Genomic DNA, 13,624 nt, shown 5'->3' with positions numbered 1-13,624 from the left:
TATTTATTACAATATATCCTATAATCAAACCTAAATAAATCTGTAATAACGCCTATAAATATTATCTATTTCTTTTTTATTTAAAATTATAAAACCTTAATCCAAACTAATTTATAGTTTTTTTAAAAATATATAGAATATGCATTGGGTTTTGTAAACATAATTAAAATTTAACCTAATTATATAGTAACTCTACTTAAAAATACATAATTTTTGATTTTCATTTAATAACATAGAGATTTTAAATACTAATAAATTTTTAGAAAAATCCATTATAAAATTCATATATAAATCATACTGCCTATTTCAACTATTTGAAACCATTCTTATAAACATCCATTTATAACCTGTATACTCCTTAATAAAATAGCATATTCTATTGTTGTACTAAGCAATATTTAAATTAATATAAATAAATTTAATATAAGTAAGGTGATAATTATTGAAAAAAAAGTTTAAATTAAATTTATCTATTTTACTAGTTATATTGTTCATATTTAGCTCCTTTTTAGTAACTAGTAAAACTATTTTATCCTCAAATAATAATGATGTGCACCTTGTATTAGACTCAAAAACTAATGAAAGTCTTCCATCTAAATTTCGTACAACATCTAATTTATCTAATTTAGAAAAAGATAAAAATATAAATCTTAAAGGTTTAAACAAATTAAATATTTCTGGTAGCAAACAATTTTCAGAACAAAATCTTCCTATGGTAATAAAAGATATAAAAACCACACTTCCTATTACTGTAGTTGATTTAAGACAAGAATCTCATGGATTTATTAATGGATTGCCTGTAAGCTATGCTAATGCAAAAAATAACGCTAATATGGGTTTAAGTAAATCCGAAGTTTTACAAAATGAAAAAGAGCAATTAAACAGTATTAAATTAAACTCACCTATTAGCTTTTATAATGATCCAAAGAAAACTATTATTGCTAAAAAAGTTGAAAGTGAAGAGCAGCTTACTAAAAACAACTCATTATCCTATGTACGTATACCAGTTACAGACACAAAGCTGCCTACAGATGATATGGTTGACTACTTTGTAGATATGGTAAAGAATAACCCTAAAGATACCTGGTATCATTTCCACTGTAAACAGGGTATAGGAAGAACTACCACTTTTATGATCATGTACGATATGATGAAAAATGCAAAGGATGCTACTTCCGATGAAATTATACAAAGGCAACTTAAATTAGCTAATTTTGATGAAAAACATGTTAATTCTTTTTATAATAATAAAAGATATGATTTTTTACAAAACTTTTATAAATATGTAAAAGAAAATGGTAATAACTATGATGTTAAATGGAGCCAATGGATAAAAACTATTGCCTTTAAAGGCAATAGTTTTTATCCTACTACCTCCACAAAGGATAATTCCTCTACCTACATAAAAAACCCTATTGTGCCCACTTTTTTATATGTTATTAATCAAGATAATATGACTTCCAGCGAAAAAACAATGATAGCTAGTCTTCAAGGTATAGTTAATAATCATTTTTCTAAGCAAATATATACTATTAATTCAACCCATCCAGATTATAAAATATGGCTAAAAGATTTAAAAAATAATTATAATGTTAAATATAAATTTATTTCCAGCCCCTGGGAACTAATAGATATATATAAAAATTATATTAAAGGTTATGTACTATATAGTAATAAATATTTAAAAGATCCTTCTATAAATAATGCTTGTTCTCTAGCCTCATTAAATAACTCTATTGTGGTAAATGAAAACATAGAAAGTAAGATTAGACAACATGGAATAATAAATATTACTGGAGATTGTAGAAATACAGATGAAAATTGGGCCTATAATAAACTGTGGGATTCTTATTTGAATCATTCCATAGTAGTCCAATTATCCCCTGATAAAGATTCCCCTTTAAGAGATTATGCTATTATGACTAAATCTCTTATATTTTATGAAAATAATACTAATAATACCTCCCTTAGAGATAAAGTGTTTTCCTCTATGGATAAAAACTCTGTTTGTTTAGGATGGGGTCCTGATGAATTTATAAACGTAAAAACATCATCAAAACATAGTGTAAGCATGGTAGCTGCAGATTGGTCTTATAATTTAACCGTTTTAAGTGCCTTTCCATCCAATCCTATATCCCAAAAGCCTATATCAAGCCCATACAAAAAAAATGTACATTATGTAACATTTATTATGTCAGATGGAGATAACCAACAGTGGAATTTAGGTACTAATTATAGTTCACCAAAATGGTATGGTTCTAACTATAGAGGTAACTTCAATCTTGGATGGTCATTAAGTCCTTCACTATATTATTTAGCTCCTACTGTTTTAAAATTATACTATGAAAACGCTATAAAAGACTATTTTATAGTTTCTCCTTCAGGAAACGGATATATGTACCCTAGTAAATATAATAAAAATAATCTGATTTTATATATTGACAAATTGAATGATTATATGAAAAAGGTAGATCAAAAATATGTAACCATTATAGATGATGCTTCCTTTTATGACAAAGAACTTTGGAACAAATTCACCTGTAAATCCCATATACAAGGGTTGTTTTATCTTGACTTTCATAAACACAATAACTATAAAGGAGAAATCTTTTGGTCTAATAGTAAACCTATAGCTTCATGTAGAGATTTACTATGGAACAACTTAGAAAGTGAAGATGAACTAGTTAAAAACATTAATAATAGGGTTGCCTCTGGACAAATAGGTAATCAAAATCCTAACTCTTATACATTCGTATATGTTCATGTATGGAGCAATGGTTTAAATAATATTTCAAATGTTATAGAAAAGTTAAATAAAAATTCTAAAGTGCAAGTAGTAACACCTAAAGTATTTATGGAATTAATATCTAAAAACGTTAAACATTGATTTAACACCTAAAGCTAGTATTTCATACCTATTTTATCTTAAAATAACTAGGCTGCTTATTAATAACTTATTTTTTATCTACTTGAAAGCTAGTAATTGAAAGTTCCCTTATAAACAGCCTTTTATTTATAAACATAAAATTTTTATTTGTTTTAAAAACTTGTTTTCCCTCTTTCTTAAAAACTAAAATATTAAATTTTTATACCTCACTATACAGATTCACATATAATTTTTTATTAGAATCAATTTCAGCGTAAAACACTTCTTCAGGTTTCACTTTATATGACTTACGCAATTCTTTTTTTAGCCAATCTTCACTTATTTTTGTATATGGCAGTATATTATTATTAATCTTTCCATCAACAATTACTGCAAATGTAAGACCCTCATCTGGTACATTTAATTTCATTTCCTCTATAGTTGGTGGTCTTGCATTACTTTTAGGAATAACCGAAATTTGACCTCCTGGTTCTAAAATAGCATAATTTACATCAGAAAGCTTATTATATCCCTGTATTCGTAACATAGATAATAGTGTATATATATTTAAATGATTTCTTTTTAACTCATCTTTTTTCAGTTTTCCCTCTGCTATTATTACACTAGGCATGCCATCTATTCCATAGAATTTATTGTTTAAGGACAGCTTAGATATAATAATTATACCTATAGCCAAAATAACCACTCCCAAAGCTGTCTTAAATAAATCCTTGTTTACAAGGGGTTGAGAAATAACATTTGAAATTATAAAAAGTATAGCAATATCATAAGGAGTAAACTGAGCTAAGGATTTTTTACCTATGAAATTACATATTAACCATGTACTTAGTATCATTACAAAACATCTTACTATATAAACAAATAAAGCCTGCATTTCAAAACTCCTTTTTCTAAAATATTTAAATTAATACTATGGATTAGGTGACACGGAAGTTATATTTTTAAATATTAAAACACAAGCTTTTCCTTCTCTCTCTACACCATAACTATCCTTTGTATTAATTGCCCCTCTTAGTCTAGCAAAAGCAATTCTTAATAAGGAGTAATCCTGATCCGCATATTTAATAGCAATTAAAACTTGAGCTTTATTCCACTTCTCTTCAACTTTACTTAATGTTTCATCAGCCTTATCCCATTGATCCTTGGAGGAATATAAAACTACCTGTTCTATCATATTAGGAAAGTTTGGTTTACCTGAATAAAACATTACATATTGAGCTATAAAAAGTGATATAAAAGAAACCCCTAGTATAAGGATAAGTATCACAGTAACTTTTTTTTGCTTCATATCCATTACCTCCCTAAACAATAGTATTTGTTTTTAATTATTTTTTATGCCAAAATCATTACCAGTTATATCTTATTTTCTTCTACTTATCATAAAATAACAGTAAAGCTTTTAAATTTTTATATAAAAGATATTAAAAGCTTATTAAATTTATTATATAAATTTTATTTTATACTTAAAAAGAAAACTAAAAAAGAGCTTCCCACTAGCATAAAATTGCTCCTTTTGAAAGCCCTTTAAAATTATTATGATATAAACTATTTTATACATTTAAAACTGCATATTATAGAAAATTTATTTTCTTTATAATCCGCAGTTATGTTTCCATGCATCTTCTCCATTAAACACTTTGCGATAGGAAGACCAAGTCCTACCCCCTGTCCCTTTCTCACCTTATCCGCCATAAAAAATCTATCAAATATATATGGGACATCTTCTTTTTTTGTTCTTTTGCTTATATTAGAAATTATAAAAATAACTTTATCATTACACTCCTTTAAGTTTATCTCAATGTCTTTGTCAGCATATTTTAATACATTAGAAACTAAATTTTCTATTATTCTTTCTAAGCTATCTTTATGACCAATTATAAAAGTTGGTTTGTCCAAGATATTTATCCTAGGTATAATTCCTTTACTTTCAAAGGCTTCATAAAATGATAAGATTTCATCTGATACTATTTTAGTTATGTTTAACTTTGTCATATGTAAATCATAATCTTCGCTTTCTATTGAAGATAGCTGAAAAAAATCATTTATAAGTACATTCAACTTATTAGTTTTATTTTTAAGTATAGTTAAAGCTTCCTTTTTATCTATTTGATTATTTTCAAGTAACTTTAAATATCCTATAATAGAAGTTAGTGGGGTCCTTAAATCGTGAGACATATTAGCTATTCCCTCTTTTAGTTTATTTTCAAATACTACTTTTTCTTGTTCATTTCTTTTATAATGCTCAAAGTATTCATTAATCCTTAAAGCAAGTTTTTCTATATCTTTATCCCATATTTCTGTATTAATTTTTTTGCATGTGTTCTTTTCCTTAAACTCTGAAATCTGATTTGTAATATTTCGTATTTCTTTTTTATACCCTAATAATTTAACACACATAAGTATTGACACTATAAACATAAGAATTATAAATAAAATTATAGCTAATAAATACATTCTCCTTCTTCTCCCACTTTGTATTATAGTTTTTTATATTAATTATTTAATATCCTCACCCTTTACATATAATATACTTACCACAGTTGTTATTATAAAAGTTAAGACTGATGAAATTATTCCCCCTATAATTATAGATTTAGGAGCAAATCTAGTAATGGCCCCTCCCCCAATTATAAATGGGAGTAGCCTTAATATAGATAAGATAGGTGATTTTAAATTTAATAATGAAAAGCATAATATAAATAAAATTGGTGATGTAGCTGTAACCAAACTACTCTTTGTTATAATAGCAACCATAGAAACTATAGATATTGTTGCTACATTATACATTATTCCAATAATAATTACTCTAATTAAATATAAAATAGTGCTTTTATTTAAAACTTCACAAAATCCGTAATTAATAGAAACATATATAGCCAAAATTGTAATGTATATAAATTCTAGAAATAAAAAACACATTATAAACACAGTTATTTTACTTAGAATAATTTCACTTCTTTTATATCCAAAAATAAAACTATTACTCATATTCCTTTTTAAATCTTTACAAATAAACTCCCCCGCTAATAAAGAGAATAAAAAACTTGTAAACAAAATACGCTGAAAAGCATAACTTATAGAATAAACACCGTTTATAAGTGCCGGATGCATACTTTTAACATTAGAATCAAAACTATTTATTAATAAAAGCGAGGTTAATACTGCCAAAATAATCATTATAATAAAATACTTACTTTTTTTTAGTTTATATAGTTCTCCTCTAATTAAATTACTCATTTTTATCTCCTCCAACTAACTTAGCAAAATAATCTTCTAACGCTTCATCCATCTTCATTATTTCCTTAACACCTATACTATGTTTAGCCAAAGTTAGAGTAATTTTTTCTCCATCAAATTCATCATATATTCTTATAGTATTATCTTTAAAAACTTCATAATCTTTTATTTTGAGTTCATTTTCTAAAATAATTGAAACATTGGAGCAATTATTTATTTTCAAATGAAGGTATCTTCTACATTTCTTAGAAAGTTCACTTGAGGTAGTTTCTTCAATTAATTTTCCATTATTTATAAAACCATATTTATTGGCTAGAAGAGTAAGTTCTGATAATATATGACTTGATATTAAAATAGTTGTCCCTCTTTCTTTATTTATTTTTAATAATATTTCTCTTATTTCTTTAATACAAATAGGATCTAACCCATTTATAGGCTCATCTAAAATTAAAAGTTCCGGATCATTTAAAAGTGCCATAGCAATTCCTAGACGCTGCCTCATTCCTAATGAAAAATTTTTAACTTTCTTTTTCTCCAGGTTCTTAAGTGATACTAAATTTAATACTTTATCAATGCAATTAGTCCCAGGAATCCCCCTTTGAATTTTCATTAGAAAAAGATTTTCTCTTGCAGTCATATTAAGATATAGATTTGGAGATTCTATTAGTGCACCGATTCTCTTTCTTTGTTTTATAATATCTTTTTCTTCAGTGGTCCCAAATAATTCAATTTGTCCTTCATCAGGTATAACAAGTCCTGTAATAGCTTTAAGCATAGTGGTTTTACCAGCACCATTTTTGCCTATAAATCCATATATATCCCCCTTCTTAACCTTAATAGAAACATTATTTAATACTTTTTTCTTTCTATATGTTTTTGTAATATTATTAGTTCTAATTATATAATCCATATTTAATTTATTTCCTCCTCTTATAAGCTATGTCTTTATAATAAGGAATACTTTATAAGAAAACTTTACTAAAACCTTTCAAAAGTATTAAATATTTAAAATAACTATTTTCTTAACCTATATCCCATTGCCCAAATTGTTTCTATATAGTCTTCTCCCCCCCTACTTACTTTAGATAATTTATTTCTTAATCTACTTACATGTACATTTACAGTATTATCATCCCCTAAGAATTCTTCTCCCCACACACTTTCAAATATATTGGCCTTACTATAAACCTTATTTGGATTAGTTAATAATAACTCTAACACTTGAAATTCTCTAGCTGTTAATATAACTAAACTATCTGATACTCTTACCTCTTTACTTTCCTTATTTAAAATAATATCTTTATATGTTAAAACATCCTCTTTTATTAACTCATCTGAAGAAAATTCTAAATACCTTCTTAAATTAGAATTAACTCTTGCAACTACTTCATCCGGATCAAAAGGCTTACAAATAAAATCATCTGCGCCTTTTTCTAGTAATTCTACTTTTGTTTTTTTATTTGTCTTTGCGCTAATAATAATAATAGGTGCCTTTGTTATTCTTCTTATTCTTGATATAACCTCTTCCCCCGTAAGTCCTGGAATCATTAAATCAAGTAAAATCATATGCCAAATTTCATTTTCTACATGCATTAAAGCCTCCGTACCTGAAAAAGCTCCTTTACAAATATATCCTTCATTTTGAAAAATATTTAAAAGTAGTCTATTTATATCTAAATCATCCTCAACTACCAAAATCTTAGATTTTTTATCCATAGTTTATCCCTTCTTTTCTATAAAAATATCTTAATTTTAAGACAAATCTTTTTATAAAGTTTTTAGATTCTTCTTCAAAAATTTATTCATATTTTATAAAATAAATCTATAAAAACAGATGTAAATTATAAAAACATATTATATTTTATATGTATATTGCCATATTAATATATTAGCATAAAATGTTTCACCTCTCCTTTTAAAATATTTCTTTATGTTAAATAATCCTTAATATAAAGCTTATAAAATTAAAAAATATAAGACTATTTATCAAAATAAGTCCATTTAAAATTTAATAAGTTTAATTTTAGGCAAAAAAATATACCCCTCTAAGGGTAATTTTAAAAGCACATATTGTAAATTAAATACACACAAAATATCTATATATTTTAAATATTTACTATACGCAATCATCTATATTCCTCTTATAAATAGCTTTTGTTACAAAATAAGCCTCACAACTAAATATAAAGGATAATAATTATACTAAAAACCACTTAATGCTCTTAGGTTCTTTCTCCTCTAAAAAGTTCATTGAATTATTCCAGTCACCTTTCATTGCATAAAGAACACTAATTATTTGGTTAAATTCATATCTACTTTTCCTGTTATCTTTATAATAAGTTATAATCTTGTCAATCTTATGAATATCTTGTTGATTATCAAATACTTCAGCCATTTTTTTAAGTTCATGAATTTTTTCCATTCCTTTTGGTACCATTTCTTTAAGAAACTTAATCATTTGTAATCTTGTAAATTCATACACATCATAAGACCAAGGTTTTTTTATCATTTCAACATCATAATTAATTTCATTAATAACCCTTATTCTAGATCTAAAAAAACGGTCAACCCATTGTATTTGGGGCAATTTTGAATGAATTTTCTTTGGATATGGTCCTATCCATACTAAATAAGTAGACCATAATGGAACTATATAAATAGGTTCCTTAGTAATTAATCTAATTCTTTTTATCATAGATATTAAAAAGCTAGGTATACTTGGAATAGTTATATTAGCAGCTAATAATGTTGCAGTAAAATCAATACAGTGAAAGAGTACTTTACCATTATTTTTTCTTAATTTCAAAAAATTTGATATCCATTCTGTATCATATGCATCATCTACATAACCCCTGTTATCATATACATCTATAACTATCGTATCATATTTGGATTTAATTAAATCATAACCTTTTCTAAAGTCGGTATAATAAACATTAATATTATTATATTTTGAATTTATTTGTTTATAACTACTATCTATCTCAAAACCCATACCCCTGGCAGGCATATTCCAATTATTTAATATTTGATTAAAAGCTCCAGAAGCATGTCCAATAGACAAAACATCATTGCAATCCGCCGTAGCTATTGCCCAAGCTAAATAGTCCCAATAGTCAAATGTTAACATCTTATCAGTTATTATAGAATGAGTTGCATTTGTAATTTTTCCACTCTCTTCATCAATTAGTCTTATTTCGTTATCTATTATTTCCCACATCTCTCCAGACAATTCTTATCTACTCCTTTAAATATAACTTTCTTCATAAGTTAATTTTAGCAATTCATTTAAACTTATTTTTTGAAACCCGCATATAGGCTTATTCCCATTTTGTAATCGTGAAAAAGGGCATCCACTTCCACATATAGGCAAGTGATTACATTTTTTACATTGACTAGGGGTATCTAAAGTTAACCATTTTAAATATTCTTCATTTACAACTATTCCATCATAAACATTTCCTATACTCCTATTTTTAACTCCAACCAAATCCCAACATGTATAAAAATTACCTTCTGGATCAATAACTAAAGAATTAGCACAAATGGCAGCGCAAGATGTATATGCCTTACGAGGATACATATCATCAATAAAACTATTATTCTTCTTATTATGTATAATATTTAATAATTGTTTATGAACCATACCAAATTCGTCCTGAGTAAAACAATTACTAATATTCGCTTTACAAGCATCTGTTTGTTTAACAATAGGATAGAAGTATATGTTAACTTTATCTCCCCAACTTCTTTCATCTATTAAATAATCTATTAAATTAGGTATATCATGAAGATTTTCTTTATCTATATTAATTCGTATTATAACTTTAAGCAATTCCTTAATAGTTTCAATATTATTGGTAATAATTTCAAAACTATTTCCTTTACTTTTTAAAATCCTTCTTTTGTTATGTACATTCTTAGTCCCATCAATTGTAATTTGTACTGAACTAACATTACACAAATTTTTAAGTGTTTTAGCAGTAGCTTTATCTAATAAAATACCATTAGTAACAATAGATGAGGTGTATTTTATATTATTTTCATCACATATTTTTATAAGTTCTTTTGACAACTTTTTAATAGTATCCAAAGCTATTAAAGGTTCCCCTCCATACCACTTAGTTGTCAAAGTTTTTACTCCATTTTCCAATAGATAATTCTTTATAAAGTCTATTAGTTTTATTAAAGTATCTTCACTAATTTTACTATTATTTTTTTCTTCATAACAATATGGACATGCCATATTACAATTCATAGTTGGTGCAATTGTAAGTTTTAATTCTTTAGTACTATATCTTTGGAGTCTTTGAATAAGATTTATTCGTTCATATTCATCTATATTTTCGTCTACCAAAAAACCATTCTCTTTTAATATATTAATGTCTCTTTGTACTCTACCATCATTGTTTAAATTATCCTCCAACTTTTCTATGTTATTATATATTTTTTGAGTATCTTTATTCATAATTCCTAACGCTGTTGTATATCCATTAAAAAGAAGTTTATCACCATTTTTATTGGTGTAAACTTCAATATTATATTTAGATCTTTTTAACAATTAACTCACCCTCAAACTTTTTTAAAATAATAAGTATAGATAGAAAATCTATACTTATTATTTTATTCTAGTATTTATATTTAGAGTCTAGTGTATAACACAAATTTTAACTTCATCTTCTTTTCTAATTTTTATCATTGTCATTTTTCTCCACCCCCTTTGTTTAAATACTTCATAGCTTATTTATTTTTATCCATTACAAGATAATTAATTTTTTAAAACCTTGCAACAATGGATTTCATTGTTCTTTCACCCCATTTATTATTTAAATCTATAATAATACTATATATCAATATTTTAAGATACTTGTCCAATTATAAATAACACACTTAAATTGTTAAAATATTCAAAATAATGAATGATGTTGTCTTTAAAATATTATATAGTTATATATTATTTTTGTCAATATAATATATAAATTAATTTAAATTACAATTATAGAATTAATTTACATGTTTAAGAGAGCTTATTTATCCACTATGTACTTTAAAACGCATTACTATATAAAATGTGTTTAATTATATACCTATTGAATGGTAATTATAAAAATGAATAGTTTAAAAATAATTAATTCATTTTTCCCCTTAATAATTTCAACAAACTATATTTTAATGGTATAATTAGTAAAACAGTAAAATAATTGAGGAGAAGTTATGGATAAAAAAAATTTAAAAAATAAAAGTTTTATTTGTTTTATATTAGGTGTATTAGTATCTAAAATAGGAACAGAAATTCAAGCTGCAGCTTTTTCAGTATATGTTATGGAGCTTACAGGTTCAACTAAAGCTTTCGGATTTATTTTGGCACTAAGTATTATTCCCAAAATAGTTTGCGCTCCAATTTTTATGACTTTTATTGATAATCTCAATCCTAAAAAAGTGGTTTATGGAGTGGATATGTTTAATGGACTATTTTTATTATTTATATTTATATATAGCGAATTTTATACTTTAGGTATAGGTTCAATAATATGTATAAATATTATACTAGCAGTTACTATAACACTTTTCTCACCAGCAAGTAATACGCTTATACCACTTATTGTAGAAAGGGACAACTTGGTAAAAGCTAATTCAATAAATTCAGTAGTTACATCAGTTGCTCAAATACTTGGACCTATTTTAGGAATATATTTATTTGAAGTATTTGGAATTAAAATAATCGTACTAGTTAATGGAATTAGCTTTGTAATCTCAAGTATTTCAGAAATGTTCATCACATGTAAAGAAAAAAATGTAGAATCAAAAAAACGTAAAATTAGCTTTAAAAGTAGTATAATAGAACTTTATGATTATATTAAAGATCAAAAATCCCTTAAAAAAATTTTAATAATTAATGTATTCTTAAATTTTATAGTAAGTCCAATGTTACAATTAGGAACTATCCACATTGTGAAAGTATCCTTAAATCTCCCAAACATGTTTTATAGTATATTTGAAAGTATTCTAGTAGCAGCAATTTTATTAGGAAGTATTTTATCTATAAAAATTTCAAACAAATACCAATTGACAGATATATTTAAAAGGCTTATATATATAACCACCATATGTTTCATTATAGCCGCTATAACAATAAATGGTTCTATAAAAATTCCAAGTATATATAAGTTTGTAAGTATTCTTATTGTTTTCTCTTTAATAGCAATAGCTATAAGTTTATTCAATGTAATATTTATGGCATTATTACAATCTGAAATAAATATATCTATATTAGGACGTATAAGTTTAGCAATACAAGTATTATCAATGTCATCAATACCTTTAGGTCAAATATTTTTTGGATACCTTTTAGAAGAGTTAAGTACAAGTATTGTATTTATCATATCCGCAATACTTTGTTATGTTCCATATAAGTTGTCAATGTCAAAACCTAACTTAAAGAAATCATAAATAAAAGCATAGGAAAAACCCATCACAAATTTGTGATGGGTTTTATTGGTGGAGGCGAGGGGAGTCGAACCCCTGTCCGAAAGTAGCAACCCCTGAGCATCTCCTTATGAAAATGGAGCAAAGTGGGAAGCACTCAAAATATATATCAATCTAGAAGTTCATTATAATGAAGTATATGATATTTTATCAGAAACCATCAAGCTTCTAAAATGCAAGTATGGCAAACAAATTGCTAATATAGGAAGAGAGTTTTATGAATATTGGAATGAATATCAAAAAACTAATGATATTACTGAAGTGATTAGTGAAAAGTTAAATGTATCTTGGGGTCATAGTGCTTTAGGGACTATTGTAATGCCACTTCTATTTTTGCCAATGAATGTTACAATTTCTATTTACGAGTCAGAAGAACAGAATAAAGATATTATCCGGATGAGCATTTTGGTTGATCAACGTTTTGTATCCAGAAGTAGTACAATTAAAAAGGAAGATATTATTAATGTCGGCAAGCTTTTAAGCGATAAAAGTAAAGTTGATATATTGTAGTATGTTAGTAAAAAACCTGCTTATGGCAAAGAAATAGCAAATGAACTTAATTTATCTGCCGCGACAATTTCCTATCATGTAAATGCATTGATTAAGGTGGGTTTTTTTAAAAGAAAGTGTAAATTTAAATAGAGTATATTATAGTATTGACCAAGCTAGGATTTCATCCTAGCTCGATGATATGAAAAAATATTTTAATACGTTGTGAATTTATTTGGTAAATCTAACGAAATAGTATATAACTTCCATTTTTGTATACGTAAAAACGGACATTCTCTTCCGTATATAGGATTATAAGTAAATTTATTGCATTTATCAGGAGTATCTAAAGTTACCCATTTTAAATATTCTTCATTAAATTTATTAATATTTTATAAAATAAATCTATAAAACAGATCTGTATTATAAAACCATCTTATAGTTTTATATGTATATATTACCATATTATTTAAAATTCATATTTTAAAAACAAGAAAAACCCATCACAAATTTATGATGGGTCTT

11 protein-coding genes and 1 pseudogene are annotated in these 13,624 nt (G+C 25.6%); 4 read left to right on the top strand and 8 right to left on the bottom strand.

Going from position 1 to position 13,624, the window contains the following annotated elements:
• The first annotated feature begins 442 nt into the window (after window positions 1-442).
• The gene (locus EJL03_RS08100) at window positions 443-2,887 is read left to right on the top strand and encodes a GxGYxYP domain-containing protein (protein WP_125153462.1); all 2,445 of its coding nucleotides are present in this window, start codon (window positions 443-445) and stop codon (window positions 2,885-2,887) included.
• A gap of 199 nt (window positions 2,888-3,086) precedes the next feature.
• Here EJL03_RS08100 and EJL03_RS08095 read toward each other — a convergent pair whose 3' ends face one another.
• From EJL03_RS08095 to EJL03_RS08060, 8 genes are all read right to left on the bottom strand, one after another.
• Window positions 3,087-3,761 carry a DUF421 domain-containing protein gene (locus EJL03_RS08095; protein ID WP_125153461.1) on the bottom strand — a complete coding sequence of 225 codons (675 nt, stop codon included), beginning with the start codon at window positions 3,759-3,761 and terminating at the stop codon, window positions 3,087-3,089.
• Between the two features lie 36 nt (window positions 3,762-3,797).
• A complete protein-coding gene (locus tag EJL03_RS08090; RefSeq protein ID WP_164509037.1) occupies window positions 3,798-4,175 on the bottom strand; it encodes a DUF4363 family protein in 378 nt (125 codons plus the stop codon).
• A 257-nt stretch (window positions 4,176-4,432) separates the two neighbouring features.
• A complete protein-coding gene (locus EJL03_RS08085; protein WP_125153459.1) occupies window positions 4,433-5,341 on the bottom strand; it encodes a sensor histidine kinase in 909 nt (302 codons plus the stop codon).
• Window positions 5,342-5,383: 42 nt separating this feature from the next.
• Window positions 5,384-6,124 (bottom strand): ABC transporter permease, encoded by a 741-nt coding sequence (locus EJL03_RS08080; RefSeq protein ID WP_125153458.1) that lies wholly within the window; start codon window positions 6,122-6,124, stop codon window positions 5,384-5,386.
• Window positions 6,117-7,034, bottom strand: a complete 918-nt coding sequence (locus tag EJL03_RS08075; RefSeq protein WP_125153457.1) for an ATP-binding cassette domain-containing protein — start codon at window positions 7,032-7,034, stop codon at window positions 6,117-6,119. Before EJL03_RS08075 ends, EJL03_RS08080 begins: the two co-directional genes overlap by 8 nt.
• A gap of 104 nt (window positions 7,035-7,138) precedes the next feature.
• Window positions 7,139-7,840, bottom strand: a complete 702-nt coding sequence (locus EJL03_RS08070) for a response regulator transcription factor (protein WP_125153456.1) — start codon at window positions 7,838-7,840, stop codon at window positions 7,139-7,141.
• 481 nt (window positions 7,841-8,321) lie between these two features.
• Window positions 8,322-9,356 carry a hypothetical protein gene (locus tag EJL03_RS08065; RefSeq protein ID WP_125153455.1) on the bottom strand — a complete coding sequence of 345 codons (1,035 nt, stop codon included), beginning with the start codon at window positions 9,354-9,356 and terminating at the stop codon, window positions 8,322-8,324.
• Between the two features lie 15 nt (window positions 9,357-9,371).
• Window positions 9,372-10,685, bottom strand: coding sequence for a radical SAM/SPASM domain-containing protein (locus tag EJL03_RS08060; protein ID WP_125153454.1), 1,314 nt, complete (start codon window positions 10,683-10,685; stop codon window positions 9,372-9,374).
• A gap of 653 nt (window positions 10,686-11,338) precedes the next feature.
• Between EJL03_RS08060 and EJL03_RS08055 the strand changes: the two genes are divergently transcribed.
• The 3 genes and pseudogenes from EJL03_RS08055 to EJL03_RS16815 all read left to right on the top strand — a co-directional run.
• The gene (locus tag EJL03_RS08055; RefSeq protein WP_125153453.1) at window positions 11,339-12,574 is read left to right on the top strand and encodes an MFS transporter; all 1,236 of its coding nucleotides are present in this window, start codon (window positions 11,339-11,341) and stop codon (window positions 12,572-12,574) included.
• Window positions 12,575-12,928: 354 nt separating this feature from the next.
• Window positions 12,929-13,120, top strand: coding sequence for a hypothetical protein (locus tag EJL03_RS08050; protein WP_125153452.1), 192 nt, complete (start codon window positions 12,929-12,931; stop codon window positions 13,118-13,120).
• Window positions 13,121-13,135: 15 nt separating this feature from the next.
• Window positions 13,136-13,252, top strand: a pseudogene (locus EJL03_RS16815) (winged helix-turn-helix transcriptional regulator); the annotation flags it as partial.
• Window positions 13,253-13,624: the final 372 nt, after the last annotated feature.

The sequence above is a fragment of the Clostridium rectalis genome (assembly GCF_900626095.1).
GTDB lineage: Bacteria > Bacillota > Clostridia > Clostridiales > Clostridiaceae > Clostridium_AS > Clostridium_AS rectalis.
The sequence above is the reverse complement of the archived record's forward strand: the minus strand, read 5'-3'. Positions and strand labels throughout refer to the sequence as shown.